This is a genomic window from Mesorhizobium sp. B2-1-3A (genome assembly GCF_006442655.1).
Lineage (GTDB): Bacteria > Pseudomonadota > Alphaproteobacteria > Rhizobiales > Rhizobiaceae > Mesorhizobium.
Genome location: NZ_VFWK01000010.1, coordinates 118,300 through 140,670 on the forward strand (window position 1 = coordinate 118,300; position 22,371 = coordinate 140,670).

General features: G+C 64.0%; 16 protein-coding genes. 7 read left to right on the forward strand and 9 right to left on the reverse strand.

Going from position 1 to position 22,371, the window contains the following annotated elements; translation table 11 throughout:
* Positions 1-45 precede the first annotated feature (45 nt).
* Positions 46-741 carry an aspartate/glutamate racemase family protein gene (locus tag FJ977_RS33235; protein ID WP_140776667.1) on the reverse strand — a complete coding sequence of 232 codons (696 nt, stop codon included), beginning with the start codon at positions 739-741 and terminating at the stop codon, positions 46-48.
* 50 nt (positions 742-791) lie between these two features.
* Entirely contained in the window at positions 792-2,975 is a 2,184-nt protein-coding gene (locus tag FJ977_RS33240; protein ID WP_140776669.1) for a primosomal protein N', read from the reverse strand.
* A 90-nt stretch (positions 2,976-3,065) separates the two neighbouring features.
* Between FJ977_RS33240 and fsa the strand changes: the two genes are divergently transcribed.
* Positions 3,066-3,722 carry a fructose-6-phosphate aldolase gene (gene fsa, locus FJ977_RS33245; RefSeq protein ID WP_056575113.1) on the forward strand — a complete coding sequence of 219 codons (657 nt, stop codon included), beginning with the start codon at positions 3,066-3,068 and terminating at the stop codon, positions 3,720-3,722.
* A 78-nt stretch (positions 3,723-3,800) separates the two neighbouring features.
* Here the strand turns inward: fsa and FJ977_RS33250 are convergent, their stop codons facing one another.
* The 3 genes from FJ977_RS33250 to leuS all read right to left on the reverse strand — a co-directional run bounded on the left by FJ977_RS33250 (position 3,801) and on the right by leuS (position 9,831).
* Positions 3,801-6,374 carry a DNA translocase FtsK gene (locus FJ977_RS33250; protein ID WP_140776671.1) on the reverse strand — a complete coding sequence of 858 codons (2,574 nt, stop codon included), beginning with the start codon at positions 6,372-6,374 and terminating at the stop codon, positions 3,801-3,803.
* 267 nt (positions 6,375-6,641) lie between these two features.
* Positions 6,642-7,220 (reverse strand): LPS assembly lipoprotein LptE, encoded by a 579-nt coding sequence (gene lptE / locus FJ977_RS33255; protein WP_140776673.1) that lies wholly within the window; start codon positions 7,218-7,220, stop codon positions 6,642-6,644.
* Positions 7,207-9,831: a leucine--tRNA ligase gene (gene leuS, locus FJ977_RS33260; protein ID WP_140776676.1), complete on the reverse strand. Its 2,625-nt coding sequence runs from the start codon at positions 9,829-9,831 to the stop codon at positions 7,207-7,209. Before leuS ends, lptE begins: the two co-directional genes overlap by 14 nt.
* Before the next feature lie 156 nt (positions 9,832-9,987).
* Here leuS and FJ977_RS33265 point away from each other — a divergent pair, with 156 nt between their 5' ends.
* Positions 9,988-10,650 (forward strand): YggS family pyridoxal phosphate-dependent enzyme, encoded by a 663-nt coding sequence (locus tag FJ977_RS33265; RefSeq protein ID WP_140776678.1) that lies wholly within the window; start codon positions 9,988-9,990, stop codon positions 10,648-10,650.
* Positions 10,651-11,043: 393 nt separating this feature from the next.
* Positions 11,044-12,093, forward strand: coding sequence for an aldo/keto reductase (locus tag FJ977_RS33270; protein WP_140776680.1), 1,050 nt, complete (start codon positions 11,044-11,046; stop codon positions 12,091-12,093).
* A 47-nt stretch (positions 12,094-12,140) separates the two neighbouring features.
* Here the strand turns inward: FJ977_RS33270 and FJ977_RS33275 are convergent, their stop codons facing one another.
* Positions 12,141-13,049 carry a LysR family transcriptional regulator gene (locus tag FJ977_RS33275; RefSeq protein WP_140776682.1) on the reverse strand — a complete coding sequence of 303 codons (909 nt, stop codon included), beginning with the start codon at positions 13,047-13,049 and terminating at the stop codon, positions 12,141-12,143.
* A gap of 139 nt (positions 13,050-13,188) precedes the next feature.
* Between FJ977_RS33275 and FJ977_RS33280 the strand changes: the two genes are divergently transcribed.
* A complete protein-coding gene (locus tag FJ977_RS33280; protein ID WP_140776684.1) occupies positions 13,189-14,370 on the forward strand; it encodes an MFS transporter in 1,182 nt (393 codons plus the stop codon).
* A 54-nt stretch (positions 14,371-14,424) separates the two neighbouring features.
* Complete coding sequence (locus tag FJ977_RS33285) at positions 14,425-15,459, forward strand: aldo/keto reductase (RefSeq protein WP_140776686.1); 1,035 nt, start codon at positions 14,425-14,427, stop codon at positions 15,457-15,459.
* A gap of 304 nt (positions 15,460-15,763) precedes the next feature.
* Here the strand turns inward: FJ977_RS33285 and FJ977_RS33290 are convergent, their stop codons facing one another.
* Positions 15,764-16,036, reverse strand: coding sequence for an usg protein (locus FJ977_RS33290; protein WP_056575079.1), 273 nt, complete (start codon positions 16,034-16,036; stop codon positions 15,764-15,766).
* Positions 16,037-16,339: 303 nt separating this feature from the next.
* Here FJ977_RS33290 and acs point away from each other — a divergent pair, with 303 nt between their 5' ends.
* Both acs and FJ977_RS33300 read left to right on the forward strand, forming a co-directional pair.
* Positions 16,340-18,295 carry an acetate--CoA ligase gene (gene acs / locus FJ977_RS33295; RefSeq protein WP_140776688.1) on the forward strand — a complete coding sequence of 652 codons (1,956 nt, stop codon included), beginning with the start codon at positions 16,340-16,342 and terminating at the stop codon, positions 18,293-18,295.
* Positions 18,295-19,044, forward strand: a complete 750-nt coding sequence (locus FJ977_RS33300) for an MOSC domain-containing protein (RefSeq protein WP_140776691.1) — start codon at positions 18,295-18,297, stop codon at positions 19,042-19,044. The genes acs and FJ977_RS33300 overlap by 1 nt, the downstream gene beginning before the upstream one ends.
* Here the strand turns inward: FJ977_RS33300 and FJ977_RS33305 are convergent, their stop codons facing one another.
* Together FJ977_RS33305 and FJ977_RS33310 are read right to left on the reverse strand one after the other, a co-directional pair.
* On the reverse strand, positions 19,045-20,307 hold the full coding sequence (locus FJ977_RS33305) for a cyclopropane-fatty-acyl-phospholipid synthase family protein (RefSeq protein ID WP_140776693.1): 1,263 nt from the start codon (positions 20,305-20,307) through the stop codon (positions 19,045-19,047).
* 373 nt (positions 20,308-20,680) lie between these two features.
* Positions 20,681-22,159 carry a TadE/TadG family type IV pilus assembly protein gene (locus tag FJ977_RS33310; protein ID WP_140776695.1) on the reverse strand — a complete coding sequence of 493 codons (1,479 nt, stop codon included), beginning with the start codon at positions 22,157-22,159 and terminating at the stop codon, positions 20,681-20,683.
* Between the last annotated feature and the right edge of the window lie 212 nt (positions 22,160-22,371).

Sequence of the window (22,371 nt, forward strand, 5' to 3'; positions counted from 1 at the left end):
AAAAACGCCGCGCCAGATGGCTCCGGGCACTTTAGGACAAGCGCATCAACCGAGAGCGAATTCCACGGCCGCCTCGGCATGGATGCGCGTCGTATCAAAGACCGGAATGTCGAAATCGCGCTGGCCGATCAGCATGGTGATCTCGGTGCAGCCCATGATCAGGCTGTCGGCGGCCTCTTCACGGCGCAGACGCTCGGCCTCTTCCATATAGGCAGCCTTCGAAGCGTCGCTGACAATGCCCTGGCAGAGCTCGTCATAGATGACGCGATGCACCATGTCGCGCCCCGCGGCATCGGGCACCACGGGTGACAGGCCGTATTTGTCGGCGAGCCTGCCCTTGTAGAAATCCTGCTCCATGGTGAACCGCGTCGCCAACAATGCCGGGCGCTGCATGCCGGCGCGCTTGATCGCCACCGCCGTGGCGTCGGCGATGTGGATCAGCGGAATGGATACGGACGCCTGCACCTGGTCTGCCAGCTTGTGCATGGTGTTGGTACACAAAAGCAGGCCTTCCGCGCCGCCCGCCTCGAGCTTGCGCGCGGCTTCGACCAGAAGCATGCCGGCACCATCCCAATCGCCATGATGCTGCCGCTCGGCGATCTCTGCGAAGTCGAACGACCAGAGCAGAACCTTGGCCGAGTGCAGCCCGCCAAGCCGCTCGCGCACGATCTCGTTGAGCAGGCGATAGTAGATGGCGGTCGATTCCCAACTCATGCCGCCGATGAGGCCAAGAGTTTTCATGTGATCTTCCATTTCTCGCTGGCCTGCAGCGTATCGCCAATATCGCGACCTTACAAAAAGCTCTGCGGATCGATGTCGACCTGCACCCGGACCGAACCCCGCAGTTTGGGCCCATTGGCCAGCATGGCGCGGATAAAGCCTTGCATGTCTGCGCGCCGTTCGCCCTGGATCAGCAGGCGGAAGCGATGGCGGCCGCCGAGCAACGACAGTGGCGCTTCGGCCGGCCCCAGCACGAACAGGTCCGACGCCTCCGGCGCGGCGCGGCGCAGCCCGCGTGCATGGCCCTCGGCTTCGGCCCGCGTCACCGCGCTGATGATGACGCCGGCCAGCCGGCCGAAGGGCGGCAAGGCCGCCCGCTCGCGCTCTGCGATCTCGCGCTCGTAAAAAGCCTCGGCGTCGCCGGAGACGATCGCCCGCATCACCGGATGGTCCGGCTGGAAGGTCTGCAGCAGGCCGAGGCTCTTCTTGCCGGTGCGCCCGGCGCGGCCGGTCACCTGGCTGAGCAGCTGGAAGGTGCGCTCGGCTGCGCGCGGATCGCCATTGGCGAGACCGAGATCGGCGTCGACGACGCCGACCAGCGTCATGTTGGGGAAGTTGTGGCCCTTGGCGACGAGTTGCGTGCCGATGACGATGTCGGCCTCGCCATCGGCGATCGCCTCCAGTTCCAGCCGCAGTCGCCGCACGCCGCCCATCAGGTCAGATGACAAGACGATGGTGCGCGCATCGGGGAAATGCGTGACGACCTCCTCGGCGATGCGCTCGACGCCCGGCCCGCAGGCGACCAGATGGTCGAGCGTACCGCATTCCGGGCAGGCTTCGGGGCGGCGCTCATTGTGCCCGCAATGATGGCAGACCAGTTGGCCGCGAAAACGATGCTCGACCAGCCAGGCCGAGCAGACCGGACAGCCGAAGCGATGGCCGCAAACCCGGCACAGCGTCAGCGGCGCATAGCCGCGCCGGTTGAGGAACAGCAGCGACTGCTCCTTCCGCTCCAGCGTCCGGCGCATATGGTCGATCAGCACCGGCGACAGGAAGCCGCCACGCGCCGGCGGCGCGCGCCGCATGTCGATCGACTTCAGCTGCGGCAGCGCCGCTTCGGCGAAGCGGGCGGAGAGTATGGCTCTGTTGTATTTGCCCTGGCTCGCATTGACCCGGCTCTCGACCGATGGCGTCGCCGATGCCAGCACGATCGGGAAGCCGCCAATATGGCCGCGCACCACGGCCATGTCGCGGGCGTTGTAGAAGACGCGATCTTCCTGCTTGTAGGCCGGGTCGTGCTCCTCGTCGACCACGATCAGGCCAAGTTCCTTGAACGGCAGGAACAAAGCCGACCGGGCGCCGGCAACGACGCGCACCGTGCCTTCCGCCACTTGCCGCCAGACTTTTTCACGCATCCTGGGCGGCAGGTCGGAATGCCATTCGCCCGGCTTGGCGCCGAAGCGCTGCTGGAAGCGCTCGAGAAAAGCATGGGTCAGCGCGATCTCCGGCAAAAGGATCAGCACCTGCTTGCCTTGGTCGAGCGCCGCCGCCACCGCCTCGAAATAAACCTCCGTCTTGCCCGAACCGGTGACGCCGTCGAGCAGCGCGACATTGAAGGTGCCGGCCGCGACATTGGCGCGCAGCATCGATGCTGCGTCGCTCTGGTCCGGCATCAGCTCCGGCACGGCATAGCTTGGGTCGGGAGCGGCCACCACAGGACGCGGCGGGATCATCACCGTCTCGAACACGCCTTGCGCCTTCAGCCCCTCGATCACCGTCGACGACACGCCGGCCGCATGCGCCAGGCCGGATCGCGTCCAGGCGAGCCCGCCTTCGGCAGTCTCCAGCACGCGCGCCCGCGCATCCGTCATCCGGTCGGGAACGAGGAGCGTTCGCTGTAGTCCCTCGATCCAGGGTTCCGGGTCGAAGGCCTCCGGCGCGCGCAGCAGCATGCGTGCCACCATGCCCGGCGCCGACAGCGTGTATTGCGCTACCCAGTCGACGAAGCGGCGCATGGCGCGGTCGATCGGCGGGCAGTCGAAAACCTGTTCGATCGGGCGCAGCTTTTTCGCGTCGATGTTCTCGACCGTGCCGTCCCAGACGATGCCGGCGACCTGGCGCGGTCCGAGCGGCACGCGCACGATCGACCCCGGCACCACGCGCATGCCGGCCGGCACGGCATAGGTGTAAGGGCGTTCGGCGGGCATCGGCACCAGCACCGGTGCGGCTGCGACAAAGGGCGAATCTTCGATCATGAGGCGTGACCTTGCCCCGACTTTGGTCTAGATCAAAGAGCAACGCTGAACGTGCCTTTCCAAGCACGACGAAATCGTCAGGAGACCGCCATGAAATTTTTTGTCGATACCGCCGACATCAAGGATATCCGTGAGCTCAACGATCTGGGGCTGCTCGACGGAGTCACCACCAACCCGTCGCTGATCCTGAAATCCGGCGGCAAGATCGCCGACGTCACTAAGCAGATCTGCGATATCGTCGAAGGTCCGGTTTCAGCCGAAGTGGTGGCGACCGAATACAAGAACATGATGGCGGAGGCCGAGGTGCTGGCCAAGATCGCGCCCAATGTCTGCATCAAGGTGCCGCTGACGCTGGACGGCCTGAAGGCCTGCAAGACGATCCGCACCCAGATGAACCGCATGGTCAACGTCACGCTGTGCTTCTCGGCCAACCAGGCGCTGCTCGCCGCCAAGGCCGGCGCCTCGTTCATCTCGCCCTTCGTCGGCCGCATCGACGACACCGGTTCGGACGGCATGGAGCTGATCCAGGAGATCCGGCAGATCTATGACAATTATGATTTCCAGACCGAGATCCTGACCGCCTCGGTGCGCACGGTAAACCACGTCAAGCAGGCGGCCCTGATCGGCGCCGATGTCGTCACCGCGCCGCCGGCGACGCTGAAGGCGCTGGTCAACCATCCGCTGACCGACAAGGGCCTCGCCACCTTCCTCGCCGACTGGGCCAAGACCGGCCAGAAGATCGGCTGAGATCGCACCGCTTCCATGAAAAAAGGCCGGGCAACCGGCCTTTTTTGTTTTCGGGAGAACGGCGCCGAAGGCTGCCGATCACTCCGAGCCGTCGTCGTCGGGCGCGGCCGCCGGCGGGCGCCGCCCCATGGTGATCTCGCGCTTGCCGACGTGGTTCGGCGCGCCGACCAATCCCTCTTTCTCCATGCGTTCGACCAGGGAAGCGGCGCGGTTGTAACCGATGCCGAGCCGGCGCTGGATGTAGGACGTCGAACACTTCTTGTCGCGCAACACCACCTTGACCGCTTCGTCATAGCTGGAATCGCCGTCCTCGGCGGCGACCGATCCCTTGTCGAAGACCGCGCCCTGGTCGTCTTCGACCTCTTCCTCGTCCTCGTCGGCTGTCACGGTTTCCAGATATTCCGGGCGGCCCTGCGCCTTCAGGTGCGCCACGACATGCTCGACCTCCGCGTCCGACACAAACGGACCGTGCACGCGGGCGATGCGTCCGCCACCCATCATGTGCAGCATGTCGCCCTGGCCAAGCAGCTGCTCGGCGCCCTGCTCGCCCAGGATGGTGCGGCTGTCAATCTTGGACGTGACCTGGAAGGAGATGCGGGTCGGGAAATTGGCCTTGATCGTGCCGGTGATGACATCGACCGAGGGGCGTTGCGTCGCCATGATCAGGTGGATGCCGGCCGCGCGCGCCATCTGCGCCAGGCGCTGGATGGCGCCTTCGATCTCCTTGCCGGCGACCATCATCAGATCGGCCATCTCGTCGACGATGACGACGATGTAGGGCATCGGCGCAAGATCGATTTCCTGCTGCTCGAAGAGCGGCGCGCCGGTGCCCTTTTCGAAGCCGGCCTGCACCGTCATGACGACCGCCTCGCCCTTGTCGCGGGCCTGGGCGGCACGCTCATTGTAGCCGTCGATGTTGCGCACGCCGAGCCGCGCCATCTTGCGATAGCGGTCCTCCATCTCGCGCACCGCCCATTTGAGCGCGGTGACCGCCTTCTTGGGATCGGTGACGACGGGCGTCAGAAGATGCGGGATGCCGTCATAGACGGAGAGCTCGAGCATCTTGGGATCGACCATGATCAGCCGGCATTCTTCCGGCTTCAGCCGGTAGAGCAGCGACAGGATCATCGTGTTGATGGCAACCGATTTGCCCGAGCCGGTGGTGCCGGCAACGAGCAGATGCGGCATCTTCGCCAGTTCGGCGATGACGGGCTCGCCGCCGATCGTCTTGCCGAGGCAAAGCGCCAGCTTGCAGCTGGTCTTGCGGAAACCCTGCGATTCGATCAGCTCGCGGAAATAGACCGTCTCGCGCGTCTCGTTCGGCAGCTCGATGCCGATGACGTTGCGGCCGGGCACGACGGCGACGCGCGCCGAAATCGCCGACATGGAGCGGGCAATGTCGTCGGCAAGACCGATGACGCGGGACGATTTGACGCCCGGCGCCGGCTCGAACTCATAGAGCGTCACGACCGGCCCCGGGCGAACGTGGATGATTTCTCCCTTGACGCCGAAATCCTCCAGCACGCTTTCCAGGAGATCGGCATTCTGCTCGAGCCGCTCCTGCGACATGTAGAAGCCCTGCCCTTCCGGCGGCTGCTGCAGCAGCTCTTCGGAGGGGAGTTCATATGCCTCGCCTGTCGTGGCCGGCACGATCTTGCCGACCCTGGGCAGCGTCGCGGATGCGCGCATGGCTGGAGCCTGCACGGTCTCCTCCGCGCTTTGCGCAACCTGGACCTGAACGGCGTTGCTCGTCGCGGCAGCGGGAACCGCGACCGCTGTCCGGGCATCCTGCGGCGCATTGCTTGCGGCTTTGTTCGAATTGGCCGGACGGACATCCGGCAAGGCGGATGAGGCTTGCAGGCCTGGAAGGCACTCGATGACCCGAAACAACGCTGTCGGGTCGGCCGTGGGCGTGGCATGGATATTTACCCGTGGCGGCACGACCGGCGCGGCCGGCCGCGGAGCCGAGACCGCCCGTGGCGCCGGCAACGGGCTCTCGATCATGTAGGGCGCCATGAGTTCGAAGAAAACGTGATCCGACAGATAGGGCCAGCGTGCATTTCCGCGGCCTTGTGTTCTGACCGGTGATGCAACCTCGCGGGCAGACGCTGCCGGCGCGGATGCACGTGCCGTTACCGCCGTCCTGGAGCTCGCCGGCGCAACAGTCCGCGCCCTCTCGCCGGCATGCCCTGGCTGGGCGGATACAGGGGCAGGGGCAGGCTGCCTTTCATGCGTCACGGCCCTGTTGCCTGCGAGAGGTCGGGCGGCTTCCGGGACGGGGTTTCTCATTGGCGATGGCGAGGACGAGCCTGCCTGGAGTGCCGCAGCCGGATGGGCGATTGCCTGCTGTACTGGCGGCGTCAGTGGCTCACTTTCCTCGGCAGCAACCTGCTCGCGCCGCGTATTGTTTGTGCTGGCGTCATAGTCCGGCGTGCGCGTGAACCGCACATTGGGCGCCAGGAAGAAGTAATCCTGCCAGGCGGGGCTTTCGTTGCCACCAAGATTAAGGGGCGGCTGGGAATTGCCGGCCTTGGCTGCGCCGGTACGCTGGCTATCCGCCTTGTCGCTCCTGCCGCTGAAACGCTCTGCTCCGGGGTCATCGGGCGAGGCTGCCTTCAATGAATTGACCCGGGGAAAACGCTTGGATTCCATTCTCAAGACTCACTCTGAAACGTCTGCTGAGCAATAGGGAGCGAGTGGTTAACAGTTGCTTCCCGTCAGCGCAGCTAAAGCGACTGAAACGTATCTTTCGCGACGATATGGAGTGATCGGGATTCGATCGGCTGATCGCCATTCGGCGATCACCCGGTCATCCCTGCGTCGGGCTAAAAAAGCGCGCTGGAAATAGGACACCCGGCTGCTGCCGGGCGGCCCGAAGCAAGGATCGAGATGACGTCTTCGTAAAAACGAAGAACAGCGTTAGCTGGCCGCCTTGCCGTGCCGGACCAGATCCTGGGCGATGGAAAGTTGCAGGGCCTCGGCCAGTTCGCGCGCGGCGCGATTTTCGGCGTCGATCTGCGCCCGATACGAGGCGAATTCCTGACGCGGCCTGTCGAAGGAGGAGGTGATCGCGCGCTTGCCGACCGTGATGACGACGCCGGTTTTCGCATCGGTCAGCGTATAGCTGGCGGTAAGCGTCACTGAGCCGGCGGTCGGCTCGTCCTGATCGGTTCCGACCTGCACGAGGGCGGAGGATTCAACGGCTTCGGTCACGCTGAGATCAAGTGAGTAAAGCGGCGATGCCGGTTCGCCGGCACCGCGCCCAAAGCCGAAGATCAGGTTGTTGCGTACCTGCTGGGCATAACGCGTCTTGACCGGCTTGATGGCGATCGATGCCAGTTCGGCATTGGCGCTCGAACCCGTCGTCAACGGCGCGCTGGAATAGAGCGGCCGCACCGTGCAGGCCGAAACCAGCGCGAGCGAGCCGACAAGGCCGGCAAGCGCCACACGGCGCAGCAACCGGCTCAGCTCTGTCTTTTCCCGATCAGGCAACGACATTGACGATCCTCTGCGGCACGATGATCACCTTGCGCGGAGCCTTACCTTCAAGTGCTTTCTGCACGAAGTCGAGAGCCAATACCGCTTTTTCGACCGCACCTTGGTCCGCGTCGCGGGCAATTGTCAAATCCCCCCGCTTCTTGCCGTTGACCTGCACCGGATAGGTGACTTCGTTGTCGACGACCAGCGCCGGATCGAAGACCGGCCACGGCCGTTCGGCGACCAGTTCGGTGCCGCCGAGCGTCTCCCAGCACTCTTCGGCCAGATGCGGCATCACCGGCGCGATCAGATGCACCAGGATTTCCACGGCCTGGCGGCAGGCGCCTTGCAGTGCCGGATCGGCCTTGCCTTCGGCCACCTCGTTGAGTGGTGTGTTCAGCACGTTGGCCAGTTCATAGATACGGGCGATGGCGCGGTTGAAGGCGAGCTTCTCGATGTCCTCGCCGACTGCCTTGAGTATCTTGTGCGCGGCTTTCGAGACCGCTCCCGCCTCGCCGGCGCCGGCCGCGGCAGACTTGACGCCCGCCAGCGTCTCGGCCGCTGTCGACACCAGGCGCCAGATGCGCTGCATGAAGCGATGCGCGCCGGCGGCGCCATCGTCGGTCCATTCGACGTCGCGCTCGGGCGGCGAATCCGACAGCATGAACCAGCGCGCCGTGTCGGCGCCGTAGCCGTCGGTGATGTCTTCCGGGCTCACCGTGTTCTTCTTCGACTTCGACATCTTCTCCAGCGGGCCAATGGCGACCGCCTCGCCGGTGGCGATGTCGATGGCGCGGCGCTTGCCGTCGACTTCCTCCAGCCGCACCTCGGTCGGTGCCAGCCAACGGCCATTCGATGCCGAACCAACCCGGTAGGTCTCGTGCACCACCATGCCTTGCGTGAAGAGGCCCTTGAACGGCTCGGCCAGATCGACATGGCCGGTCTCGCGCATGGCGCGGGTGAAGAAGCGCGAATAGAGCAGGTGCAGGATCGCGTGCTCGATGCCGCCAATATACTGGTCGACCGGCAGCCATTCGTTCGCCGCCTTGGGATCGGTCGGCTCATGCGCCCAGGGCGCGGTGAAGCGGGCGAAATACCAGGACGAATCGACGAACGTGTCCATCGTGTCGGTCTCGCGGCGCGCATCCTTGCCGCATTGCGGGCACTTCACGTGCCGCCAGGTCGGATGCCGGTCGAGCGGATTGCCCGGCCGGTCGAAATCGACGTCGTCGGGCAGCTTGACCGGCAGGTCGGCCTTGGGAACCGGCACCACGCCGCAATCCTCGCAATGGATCATCGGGATCGGGCAGCCCCAGTAGCGCTGGCGCGAAATGCCCCAGTCGCGCAGGCGGAAATTGACCTTGCGCTCGGCCATCGGCCGGTTGCCGATCGTCTTCTGTTCCAGGAGCCTGGCCACTTCGTCAAAAGCCTGGGTCGGCTTCATCCCGTCGAGGAAGCGCGAATTGATCATCGCGCCGTCGTCGCCATAGGCCACGTCGATGATCTGGAAGGTCGCCTGATTCTCGCCTTCGGGCATCACCACCGGCACCACCGTCAGGCCGTATTTGTTGGCGAAATCGAGGTCGCGCTGGTCATGCGCCGGGCAGCCGAAGATGGCGCCGGTGCCGTATTCCATCAAAACGAAATTGGCCACGTAGACAGGCAGCGTCCAGCTGTCGTCGAAGGGATGAACGACGCGGATGCCGGTGTCGAATCCCTTCTTCTCCGCCGTCTCCAGCGCCGCCACCGAAGTGCCCATATGGCGGACCTCCTCGATGAACTTCGCCAGCGCCGGATTGGTCTCGGCGGCTTTCTTGGCCAGCGGGTGGTCGGCGGCGATGGCCATGAAGGAGGCGCCGAAAATAGTGTCAGGCCGCGTCGTGTAGACTTCCAGCTCATGCTCGCCGGCGATGTCCGAGGCGAGCGGCCAGCGGATCAGCAGACCTTCCGAACGGCCGATCCAGTTCTGCTGCATCAGCTTCACTTTTTCGGGCCATTCGTCGAGCCCGTCGAGCGAATCCAGCAGGTCCTGCGCGAAATCGGTGATCTTGAAGAACCACTGCGTCAGCTCGCGCTGTTCGACCAGCGCGCCGGAGCGCCAGCCGCGCCCGTCGATGACCTGCTCGTTGGCGAGCACGGTCATGTCCTCCGGGTCCCAATTGACCTTGGAGGATTTGCGCGTCACCAGTCCCTTCTCGACGAAATCCAGGAACAGCATCTGCTGGCGGTGGTAGTAGTCGACGTCGCAGGTGGCGAATTCGCGTGCCCAGTCCAGCGACAGGCCCATGACCTTGAGCTGCTCGCGCATGGTGGCGATGTTCTGGTAGGTCCATTCCTTGGGATGGACCTTGTTCTGCATCGCCGCGTTCTCGGCCGGCATGCCGAAGGCGTCCCAGCCCATCGGATGCAGCACGTTGAACCCCTTGGCCCGCTTGTAGCGCGCCACCACGTCACCCATCGTGTAGTTGCGGGTATGGCCGATATGGATGCGCCCCGACGGATAGGGGAACATTTCCAGCACGTAGTATTTAGGCTTCGGGTCGTCATTGTGCGCTTCGAAAAGCTTCTTGGTGGCCCAGGCCTTCTGCCATTTGGGCTCTGACGCGCGCGGATTGTATCGTTCGGTTGCCATGGGACGTTTTTCACTTAAAAGCAGGCGCGAACCGCGGGCGATTGGCTCGGCGGTTCAGGGAATGTGGTCCGGGTGTTCACCATGGTTTGGCAAACCCGTCAACCATATGGGCATCGCGGCGGCTAAAAACGCGGGTCAAAACAGCGGGATTTGCATATGGGTGACACCGTTCAGCAGCTTTTCGCGGTCAAGGCGAAGATCGCCGCCGCCGAGCAGGAGGCCGCTCGCCAGGCCGGTGCCGTGACGCTGGTCGCGGTTTCCAAGACCTTTGACGTCGCCGACATCCAGCCGGTGATCGAGGCCGGCCAGCGGGTCTTCGGCGAGAATCGCGTCCAGGAAGCGCAAGGCAAATGGCCGGCCCTGAAGCTGGCATTCCCCGACATCGAACTGCACCTGATCGGTCCGCTGCAATCGAACAAGGCGAAAGAGGCGGTGGCGCTGTTCGACGTCATCGAGACGGTCGACCGCGAGAAGATCGCCGCCGAACTCGCCAGGGAGATGGCCCGGCAGGGCCGCGCGCCGAAACTCTATGTCCAGGTCAACACTGGCTCCGAGCCGCAGAAGGCCGGTATCGAACCGCGCGATGCCGTGGCCTTCGTAACCCGCTGCCGCGATGTCCACGGCCTCGCCATCGAAGGCCTGATGTGCATCCCCCCGGCAGACGAAAATCCCGGCCCGCATTTCGCGCTGCTGGAGAAGCTTGGGCGCGAGGCCGGAGTCGAAAGGCTATCCATGGGCATGTCCGGCGACTACGAAACGGCCATCGCCTTCGGCGCCACCAGCGTCAGGGTCGGCTCGGCGATTTTTGGTAGTCGGTAGGCCTTCGTCTTCGTCATCCTGGGGCGGAGCAAGGAGCGAAGCGACGCGGCGCAGACCCCAGGATCCATGCCGGGACTCCGAAACGTCGCCACGGTCCAGAATTCTGTTCCGTAGCAACCGTCAGCAAGGTCGCGGCATGGATCCTCGGGTCTTCGCGACGCCGCTTCGCGGCTGCTCCGCCCGTGGATGACGAAGTGGGAAATGTTTCGGCCAATCTCCAAGGTTCCGAGAAATCATGGCTGCTAGCCGCGCTGGTAACATTTACTTCGTAGCCCACCGACAATTCACGGACCTATGATGCCAACCGCGACTGGTTCATTACGCCAACACTGGAAACGAAACGTACCGTTCCTATTTGTTTTGCGTCATCACATTTCTCCTGGAGCCTTCGCCATGCGTTACAACCAGCTTGGAAATACGGGGATGTTCGTCTCCGAACTCTGTCTCGGCACGATGACCTTCGGCGCCGCAGGCCAGAATGCCCAATGGGGCCTGATCGCCAGCCTCGACCAGAAGGGCGTCAACGAGATCGTCGGCCGCTCGATCGCCGCCGGCGTCAACTTCTTCGACACGGCCGACGTCTATTCCTTCGGCGAATCCGAGCGCCTGCTCGGCCAGTCCCTGCGAGACCTCGGCATTCCCAGATCGAGCGTGGTGATCGCCACCAAGGTCCATGGCACCATGGGCAACGGACCGAACGATCGCGGCTCCTCGCGGGGTCACATCATGGATTCGGTCGATGCGAGCCTCGAACGGCTGCAGCTCGACCATATCGATCTCTATCAGCTGCACGGTACCGACGCGGTCACCCCGATCGACGAAACGCTGCGGGCGCTCGACGATCTCGTTGCCAGCGGCAAGGTCCGGTATGTCGGCGTTTCCAACTGGCAGGCCTGGCGCATCGCCAAGGCGCTCGGCATCGCCGACCGCAAGGGTTTTGCTCGTTTCGAGACCATACAGTCCTATTATTCGATCGCCGGTCGCGATCTCGAGCGTGAGATCGTGCCGCTCATCAATGAGGAGAAACTCGGCTTGATGGTGTGGTCGCCCATGGCCGGCGGCCTGCTGTCGGGCAAATACGGCCCCGGTGCGCCCGGCAATGGCGAAGGCCGCCGTGCGTCCTTTAACTTCCCGCCGGTCAACGAGGACCGCGCCTGGGCGGCCGTCGGCGTCATGCGCGAGATCGCCAAGAAGCACGATGTCAGCGTTGCCACGGTGGCGCTCGGCTATGTCCTGGCCAAGCCTTTCGTGATGAGCGTCATCATCGGCGCCAGCCGTATGGACCAGCTCGAACAGAACCTTGCCGCGGCTGAAGTGAAGCTCGACGCGGACGATCTCGCCAAGCTCGACGAAGTCAGCGCGCTGCCGTCCGAATATCCCGGCTGGATGTTGGAGCGGCAAGGCGCCGGCCGGCGCCCGGCGCCGTTCGTACCCAAGGCATAAGCAGCCGGCACAGACATTTCGGGAGCCGTCCGGCTCCCGAAAACCGTTCAGCCCAGCCGCACGCTCTCGGCCAGAAAATCGAGAAATGCCCTTACCCGTGCCGGCAGATGCCGGCCCTGGCCGACATAGACAGCGTGCGTCGCCTCCTCGTCGCCCGGGTTGAAATCCTCCAGCAGCGGCACCAGCCGCCCGGCGGCGATATCGGCCGCCACATGCCAGCGCGCCAGCCGGGAAATGCCTGCCCCGGCCAGCGTCATCAGCCGCATTGCCTCGCCGTCGCTGACCTGGGCGTTGCCGGTGATCGGGATCATGACGGCATTGCCCTGCGCGTCGAGGAACGGCCAGCCGTCAATGTGCCTGACGAAGCCGAAGCCCATTCGGTTGTGTGTGTCGAGATCGGCCGGCGTCAGCGGCGTGCCGTGCGGCTCGAGGTAGGAAGGGGCCGCAACGACGACCACCGGGCTCTGCCCGAGCTTGCGCGCCACCAGCCGTGACTCGCCAAGCGGCCCGGCCCGGATCGCCACATCGGCACGTTCGGCCATCAGGTCGATGACACTGTCGGTCAGCACCAGATCTACCGAGATTTCGGGGTAGCGTTCGAGGAAGCGCGGCAGCAGCGGGATCAGCCGGTGCACCCCGAACGGCACGTAGGTGTTGACGCGCAGCCGCCCGCGCGGCGCGGCGCCCGCGGCCGCCTCGCGCTCGGCCGCCGCCATGTCGGCGAGGATGCGCAGCCCGCTTTCATAGAACGCCGCCCCTTCCGGCGTCAGCAGCAGCTTGCGCGTCGAGCGGCTGACCAGCCGCGCGCCGAGCCGGGTTTCCAGCCGCGCGATCAGCTTGCTGACGGCCGACGGCGTCATGCGCAACGCGCGCGCCGCGGCGGAAAAGCTGCCCGCCTCCACGACGCGCACGAAGACTTCGATCTCGCCGGAACGGTTTATGTCGGGTCTGGCCATCTGTGAATCTATTTCACAGAAAATATGCCTTGATCAAGTCTGGTTCACAGCACCTGGCAACACGATCTTCCCGGTCGGGGCGCGGATTGGACAAAGGCGCTCATCGCCTTAACGGCCGTCTTTCAAAGTGGGAACCGCCATGCCTCTTGCTCTCTACGCCCTCGCCGCCGGTGCCTTCGGCATCGGCGTTACCGAATTCGTCATCATGGGCCTGCTGCTCGACGTCAGCAAGGATTTCGGCGTCTCGATCTCGGCCGCCGGGCAGCTCATTTCGGGCTATGCGCTCGGCGTCGTCATCGGCGCGCCGCTGCTCACCATCGCCACCGGCAATTGGCCGCGCAAGACCGTGCTTCTGGCGCTGATGGCGATCTTCACGCTGGGCAATCTCGCCTGTGCGCTGGCGCCTGACTATTGGACCCTGATGGGGGCACGGGTCATCACTGCCTTTGCCCACGGCACCTTCTTCGGCGTCGGCTCGGTGGTCGCCACCGGCCTGGTCGCACCCAACAGGAAGGCCTCGGCGATCGCGCTGATGTTCACCGGGCTCACCATCGCCAACATTCTCGGCGTGCCTTTCGGCACCTGGCTTGGTCAGGCCTTCGGCTGGCGTGCGACCTTCTGGGCGGTCACCGCGGTCGGCCTGGCCGCCTTCGCCGTCATCCTGGCCCTGGTGCCGCGCAGCCAGGCCGCGCCCGAGAAGAGCGACCTGCGCGCCGATCTCGCCGTGCTGCGCCGCACGCCGGTCCTGCTCGGGCTTGCCACCACCGTGCTCGGCTATGCCGGCGTCTTCGCCGTCTTCACCTACATCGCGCCGCTGTTGACGCAGATCAGCGGCTTCAAGGAAGCCGCCGTGTCGCCGATCCTGCTCGTCTTCGGCGGCGGCCTCATCGCCGGCAACCTGGTCGGCGGCAAGGTTGCCGACCGCTGGCTGGTGCCGGCGGTGCTGGGCAGTCTCGTCGTGCTGGCCCTTGTGCTCGCGACCATGAGCTTCGCCATCCACAGCCAGGTCATGGCCGTCATCTATGTCGGCCTGCTTGGCGCAGCCGCCTTCGCCACGGTAGCGCCGTTGCAGATGTGGGTTCTGGAAAAGGCGCAAGGCGCCGGCCAGAGCCTCGCCTCATCCTTCAACATCGCCGCCTTCAATCTCGGCAATGCCGCCGGCGCCTGGCTTGGCGGCGCGGTCATCGCCCATGGCCTCGGACTGGGTTCGCTCACCTGGGTCGCCGCCTTGCTGCCGGTCACCGCACTCGCCGTGGCTGGGCTGGCCCTGCGCCTCGATCGCACCAACGGGCTCGGCGGGCCTGTCTCCGTCCGGTCCTGACGCTCGCGGCAGACCGGATTGCCTTTCCTCTTTCCAAACCACCAGGAGCAGAAAATGGATTATCGACGTCTCGGCGCATCGGGCCTGAAAGTGCCCGCACTCTCATTCGGCGCGGGAACCTTCGGCGGCTCCGGCCCGCTGTTCGGCGCCTGGGGCAACAGCGACGCCAGGGAAGCGCGGCGGCTGGTCGACATCTGCCTGGAAGCCGGCGTCAATCTGTTCGACACGGCGGACGTCTATTCGAACGGCGCCTCGGAACAGGTGCTGGGCGAAGCGATCAAGGGCCGCCGCGACGCCGTGCTGATCTCGACCAAGACCTCACTGCCGATGGGTGACGGGCCGGCCGACTACGGCTCGTCGCGTTCGCGGCTGATCAAGGCCACGGACGCCGCGCTGAAGCGCCTCGGCACCGATTACATCGACCTGTTGCAGCTGCATGCCTTCGATGCCGGCACGCCGATCGAGGAGGTGCTGTCGACGCTCGACGAACTCGTGCGCGCCGGCAAGCTGCGCTATGTCGGCGTCTCCAACTTCTCCGGCTGGCAAGTGATGAAGTCGCTGGCGGCGGCCGACAAGCACGGCTATCCCCGCTACGCCGCACATCAGGTCTACTACTCACTGGTCGGCCGCGACTATGAGTGGGAGCTGATGCCGCTCGGCCTCGACCAGGGCGTCGGCGCACTGGTCTGGAGCCCGCTGGGCTGGGGCCGGCTGACCGGCAAGATCCGCCGTGGCCAGAAGCTGCCTGAAAAAAGCCGGCTGCATGACACCGCAAGCTTCGGCCCGCCGGTCGAGGACGAGCATCTCTATAGGGTCATGGATGCGCTGGACGCGGTGGCGCAGGAAACCGGCAAGACCGTACCGCAGATCGCCATCAACTGGCTGCTCCAGCGACCGACCGTGTCGTCGGTGATCATCGGCGCCCGCAATGAGGAGCAACTGCGCCAGAACCTTGGAGCGGTCGGCTGGTCGCTGACGCCGGAACAGGTGAAGAAACTCGACGCGGCAAGTGAAGTCACCGCGCCCTACCCGTATTTCCCCTATCGCCGCCAGGAAGCCTTCGCCCGGCTCAACCCACCAGCGGTGTGATTAAGTCGCGATCCTGCAGTCTGGGACCGCCATAGACATTGGGGAGTAGCCGAAGCCCCTCAACTTCGTCATCCACGGGCGGAGCAGCCGCGAAGCGGCGTCGCGAAGACCCGAGGATCCATTCCGTGACCTTGGCCGTAGAGTGCAGCGGAGCATTATTCTGCACTGTTGTGGCACTCGGAAGTCCCGGCATGGATCCTCGGGTCTGCGCCGCGTCGCTACGCTCCTTGCTCCGCCCGTGGATGACGAAGCGACGCGCGTTTGCGCCACCACTAATGGTCGATAAAATGCCTGGCTACTGCGTTCAGTGCAGCACGAACTCCCCATCCACCTTGCGCCACTCATTCGGCGCGATAAGTTTCTGGTGCGTGTAGACGACCGAGTGCAGCGGCCCGTCGAGCTTTGCCCTCCAGAATTCGATGAAGCGGATCAATACCGGAAACTGCGGCGCCAGGTCGTAGTCCTGCCAGATGAAACTCTGCAGCAGATGGGGATGGTCGGGAAAGTGATAGAGAATCTTGGCCGTGGTCAGGCCATAGCCTTTGAGCATCAGGTCCATTTCGGAATGGTCGCGCATGGCGGTCCCCAGATTGAGTCTCCTTTCCTCCCAACGTCAGATTGTGCGCGCCGTTGCTTAACTGTCTATTGATTTTTCCTGATCGAAACAGGCTTTTCGACGCGAAAACATACAGTTAGCAGCGAGCCGGTTCGAGTGCTGACAGCGTGTACAAGGCTCCCTGCGGCATCCCGCCGCGCGAATCCAACGTCTAATATTGCCGTTGCGGCGGAACTGGTAATAATGCCGCCGAATTCGCGGCTGCGTCGCCGCGATCCCGCCGGCGTTTCAAGCCGGCGGATTGGTTCGGGAGGAAAATCAGGAATGTCCGAGGTTCATGTCCATCGCGTCCAGCCGGCGTGGAAGAAGAATGCGCTGATCGACAATGACACCTACCTGAAATGGTACGCCGACAGCATCAAGAACCCGGACAAATTCTGGGGCAAGCACGGCAAGCGCATCGACTGGTTCAAACCCTTCAGCAAGGTCAAGAACACCTCCTTCGACGGCAAGGTCTCGATCAAGTGGTTCGAGGACGGGCTGACCAATGTCTCGTACAATTGCATCGACCGCCACCTGAAGAAGCGCGGCGACCAGACCGCCATCATCTGGGAAGGCGACAACCCCTACGACGACAAGAAGATCACCTACAACGAGCTTTACGAACATGTCTGCCGGCTCGCCAATGTGATGAAGAAGCACGGCGTCAAGAAAGGCGACCGCGTCACCATCTACATGCCGATGATCCCGGAAGCCGCCTATGCGATGCTGGCCTGCACGCGCATCGGCGCCATCCATTCGATCGTCTTCGGCGGCTTCTCGCCGGATGCGCTGGCCGGCCGCATCGTCGACTGCGAATCGACCTTCGTCATCACCGCCGACGAGGGCTTGCGCGGCGGCAAGCCGATCCCGCTGAAGGAGAACACCGACAAGGCGATCGACATTGCCGCCAGGCACCATGTGATGGTGAAGAACGTTGTCGTCGTGCGCCGCACCGGCGGCAAGATCGGCTGGGCGCCTGGCCGTGATGTCTGGTACCACGACGAAGTCGCGTCGGTGAAGGCCGAGTGCAAGCCCGAGAAGATGAAGGCGGAGGATCCGCTGTTCATCCTCTACACGTCCGGCTCGACTGGAAAGCCGAAGGGCGTGCTCCACACCACCGCCGGCTATCTCGTCTACGTGTCGATGACGCACCAGTATGTCTTCGACTACCATGATGGCGACATCTACTGGTGCACCGCCGATGTCGGCTGGGTCACCGGCCACAGCTACATCGTCTATGGCCCGCTCGCCAACGGCGCCACCACGCTGATGTTCGAAGGCGTGCCCAACTACCCGTCGCAGTCGCGCTTCTGGGAAGTCATCGACAAGCACAAGGTCAACATCTTCTACACCGCGCCGACGGCGCTGCGCGCTCTGATGGGGGCCGGCAACGACCCGGTGAAGAAGACCTCGCGCAAATCGCTGCGCGTACTCGGTTCGGTCGGCGAGCCGATCAATCCGGAAGCCTGGGAATGGTATTTCAACGTCGTCGGCAACGCCAAGGTGCCGATCGTCGACACCTGGTGGCAGACCGAGACCGGCGGCATCCTGATCACCCCGCTGCCCGGTGCCACCGACCTCAAGCCAGGCTCGGCGACAAGGCCCTTCTTCGGCGTCAAGCCGCAGCTGGTCGACGGCGAAGGCAAGGTGCTGGAAGGAGCCGCGGACGGCAATCTCTGCATCACCGATTCCTGGCCGGGCCAGATGCGTACCGTCTATGGCGATCACGACCGCTTCGTGCAGACCTATTTCTCGACCTACAAGGGCAAGTACTTCACCGGCGACGGCTGCCGCCGCGACGCCGATGGCTACTACTGGATCACCGGCCGCGTCGACGACGTCATCAACGTTTCCGGCCACCGCATGGGCACGGCCGAAGTCGAATCGGCGTTGGTCAGCCATGAGAAGGTCTCCGAGGCCGCCGTCGTCGGCTACCCGCACGACATCAAGGGCCAGGGCATCTACAGCTACGTTACCTTGATGAAAGGGGAAGAGCCGACCGAGGACCTGCGCAAGGAACTTATCGCCCATGTCCGCAAGGAGATCGGCGCCATAGCCTCGCCCGACAAGATCCAGTTCGCGCCGGGCCTGCCCAAGACCCGATCCGGTAAGATCATGCGCCGCATCCTGCGCAAGATCGCCGAGGACGATTTTGCCGCGCTTGGCGACACCTCGACGCTGGCCGACCCGGCGGTCGTCGACGACCTCGTCGCCAACCGGCAGAACAAGAAGGGCTGATGCGGGAAGACGCGGCATTGGGCTCTGTCAGCCAGCTCTGGCGCTATCCGGCCAGTTCGCTCGCCGGCGAGCGCCGGGACGCCATACTGGTCGGACCGGCGGGCATGGCGGGCGACCGCATGTTCGGCCTCGTCGATACCTCGGACAACGAGATTGCCCGGCCCGACCGCGAGGCGAAATGGCACAAGGTGCCGCGCATCCGCACCCGGCTGGCCAATGATCGCGACCTGGAGGTCGCCGTCCCTGGCGGCGACTGGCTGGCCGCGCCAGGCGCCGAATGCGACCGCGCCGTATCGGCCTATCTCGGCTTCGCCGCCTCGATCCGGCCGTTCGGCCGGGAGAATGCACCACCCGCCTATGCCGGTCCGGTGACGCAGGCGCGCTATACCAAGGCGCCGATCCACCTCTTGACCACGGCTTCGCTTGCGCGGCTGAAGGCGCTGCATCCGGATGGGGCGGCCGACCCGCGCCGCTTCCGCCCCAACATCGTTGTCGACATGGCGGCGATGGACGGCTCGTTTCCCGAAACGGAATGGATCGGCCGCAAGCTCGCGATCGGCGACCTGCTCCTGACGATTTCCGAACCATGCCGCCGCTGCGGCTTCACCATCATCGCCCAGGACGGCTTCGACAATGATCCGGCGATCCTGCGCAACCTCGTCCGCCACAACGCCCACAATCTCGGTGTCTACTGCACGGTGGATCGGCCGGCCGGCATCAAGGTCGGCGACACGATGCGGTTCCTGTAGCTACCGATACAGATCCGCTCGCGTCGGCGGCAGGCCGCTCGGTCCCCGCGCGCGCTTGGTGACGACAGTCTGGAAGATTTGCGCCGAGCCGCGATCGAAAGTGATCGAACAGCCGGTCAGGTAAAGCAGCCATAGCCGCGCCTTGGGCTCGCCGACCTCGGCGATCGCTTCGTCGAAACGGGCATGCAGGCGCTCCGCCCACAGCCTGCAGGTGCGGGCATAGTGCTCGCGCAGATTCTCGACATCGGCGATGAGGAAACCATGCGCCTCGAGATTGCCTGTTGTCATGCCGATCGTGTCGACCTCGCCGCCGGGGAAGATGTATTTGATCAGCGCCTTGTATTCCGCGCCCTTGCGCAGCGTCTTCCGCGTGCCGCCCTTGCCGCGGCGTGTGATGGCGTGGTGCAGGTAGATGCCGCCCGGCTTCAGCAGCCGGTGGACGGTCGAGAAATAAGTGGCGTGGTTGGCGAGACCGACGGCCTCGAACATGCCGATCGACGAGATCTTGTCATAGCTGCCGTCGAGTTCGGTGTAGGACTTGATGTCGATGGTGATCTTGTCCTCCAGCCCTTCGGCGCGGATGCGTTCGCGCGCCAGCCGGGTCTGTTCCTCGGACAGCGAGACGCCATGGCCGATGGCGCCATAGTGCTTGGCTGCATGGATCAGCATCGCACCCCAGCCGCATCCGATGTCGAGCAGACGGTCGCCCGGCTTCAGCCGGAGCTTGCGGCAGATATGGTCGAGCTTGTCCTTCTGTGCCTGGTCGATCCCATTGGCGAAATCGGTGAAATAGGCGCAGGTGTAGACCATGCGCTCGTCGAGGAAGAGCCGGTAGAAGGCGTTCGAAATATCGTAGTGATGTTCGATCGCCTGCTTGTTGGAACCGCTGACGAAGGGATTGCGGCCGGCCAGGTCGGCCCGTCTCGTCATTTGTCGTCGCGAGAACAGGACTGCCGGCAGGTCGCGCAGGATCGCCAGCTTCGGCAATGCCTTCAACCTCAGCTTTCCTTGTGACGGCAAGGCATAGAGATCGAACAGCGACCCGCCCTCCACGTCGATCGTCCGGGAAATCCACATCTCCAGCAGCGTCGAGAAATTTGGCCGGCGGGCCAACTGCCAGACAATATCCTGATCGTTGATGGCAAGCACCGGTCCCCCGGCGGGACCGATCCGTTCCCCGGTCCACAGCCGGACGGCAAAGCCCGGCTTCAGGGCCTCGATTACCGTTCGAACGATGCGCGCGGCTCTTTCGGTGGCGTCCATGCTCGTTCCCCCCAGACCCGATTGCGCAATCTTGTCTGTTTGGTAGGTGGATCGCAAGCCGAAGCACGCGGATCTGCGCTGGGCGGGATTTTCCTGCAGGCGCCTTTTTCAGCATGGCACCTTGTCATTTGCTGCAACGCACCCCATCATGAGCATGTGTTCAACAAATCGAAAGGAGGTGATCCGATGTCGAGTGATTTCGTTTTCCAGAACGTGGCCTCAGCGGATTGCACTTTCGGGAAGCAGTCTTCCCGTTAAGGCGCGAGATGCGCGGCAGGTAACCCGAAGGGGTTGCCGCCACAGGCCGCGCCATGGACGGAAACACGGAAGGCCGCCGGCTTCGAAGGAAGCGGCGGCCTTTTCCTTTTGCGGATTACTGGGTCAGTGCGACCTTTTCGGTGTTGCGGATGATTTCCTGGAAGGCGGCGTCCAATTCCACTCCGGTGGACACCTCGAAATAATGCCTGTCCGCGGCGGAAGCGTCCTTCGACGAACAGCCCTTCAGCACCGCCTTTGCCTGGTCCCGCTCGGTTGGCGACATGTCCTTGTCGTTCAGATCGAAGCCGATGGTGAAAATCTCGATGCCATCATTTTTCATGTTGCCGCAGAGGGCTTCGGCGTTACCGCGGGCAAGGTTGCCCTGGCCGTTGTAGCTTCCCCCGGCTCCGGCGAAGGCGGTATTGAACTGGCCATCGGTCATCAGGATCGCGACCTTGGCAATCTTCTTCGCATTGGTATCCGAGGCGCCGTTGCCGAGACCGGCATTCTTGATCGCAGCCCGCCATTGCGGCGACAGCATATAATAGGTCCACTGGATGGCGATCGCGCCGGCCGTGTAACCATCGGCCCGGAAGGCACCGATCGAATCAAGCAATGCGCCGGAATCAGCCGTCAGCGGGATCACTTCCGCGTCAGGGCATCTGTTCATGCTCCCGCCACCCAGATGATCATCCCGGTTGACCAGCGCATAGTAGTTCTTGCCGGTCTTGTCGGTGCGAACCGTGTCCGGGCCATCGGCACTCAAATCCGCATTGCCGTTCTTGTCCTTCCTCTCTGTCGCGCAATTGTCGGTCCTTGGCATTGCCGCGCCAACAATGGATTTGTAGTCGCCGAAGGCCGGCAACGTCGTCTTGCCCGTCTTTGCGACGAGAAGCGAACTGCCAGCGACCGGCGGCAGATCAGAGCTCGCCTGCTTCTCGGCGTAGACGTTTTCCGCCAGCTTGCCGACGTTCACGCCGGATGCGTAAGGCACAATCGCGACGCGGATGCGGGGGTTCTTCGGGTCCTGGTTCTGGAGCATCGTCTGGACGGCGTTTTTCGCCGCTGCTTTCAGATCGCCGATCTTGTCGACGTTGCCTCGTTTCGCCATCGATCCCGTGATGTCGAGCATCATGGCGACCTCGACCTGCTTGTCCGAATAGAGTGCTGTGGTGGAAGCGACGACGCGCCGCATGTCACTGATGCCGAACAACGGAAAATAGAGGCTGACATCGACATGCACATCCGCCTGCACGGTTCTGGCCGTCGGGTTGACGGTGAGCCTGTCCAGCACGACCTGGTCGGCCTTCAGGATGCCGGCCGTGCTGTTGGCGTCGAGAAAGGCTTGCACTGCCTTGTCGGCGTCGGCTTCCTTGATGGCGCCGGTCGTCAGGTCGCGCGCCGTCGACGTCACCGCGGCGTCGACCACGCCCTGCAGGCTCGATCTGGCATTGTAGAGCTGCGCGACGTTGACCGAGAAGCCGGCGGCCAGCGCGAGGACCGAGGCAGCAAAGCCGAACAGGACCGTGAAATTTCCACCCCTATGTCTGGCGAACCCGCCGACCGCGTGGACAAGACCCCCGTAATTTCGCATCAAACAACCTCCGCATGCCTCGGCCTCGTCGCCGCGATGAGGGCAATGCAGGATTCCAGCCGGACGGCGCCCGTTATGCACCGGAGCGGAGGCGCCGATCTCAACATGTTGTTTTCATTGGATTTCGATCTTTGCCAAGGTGAACGATCGGTAAACAGGAACGCGCGACTTCGGTGTGTTTACGAACCGCTTACCATGCCCGGATCGAAGCA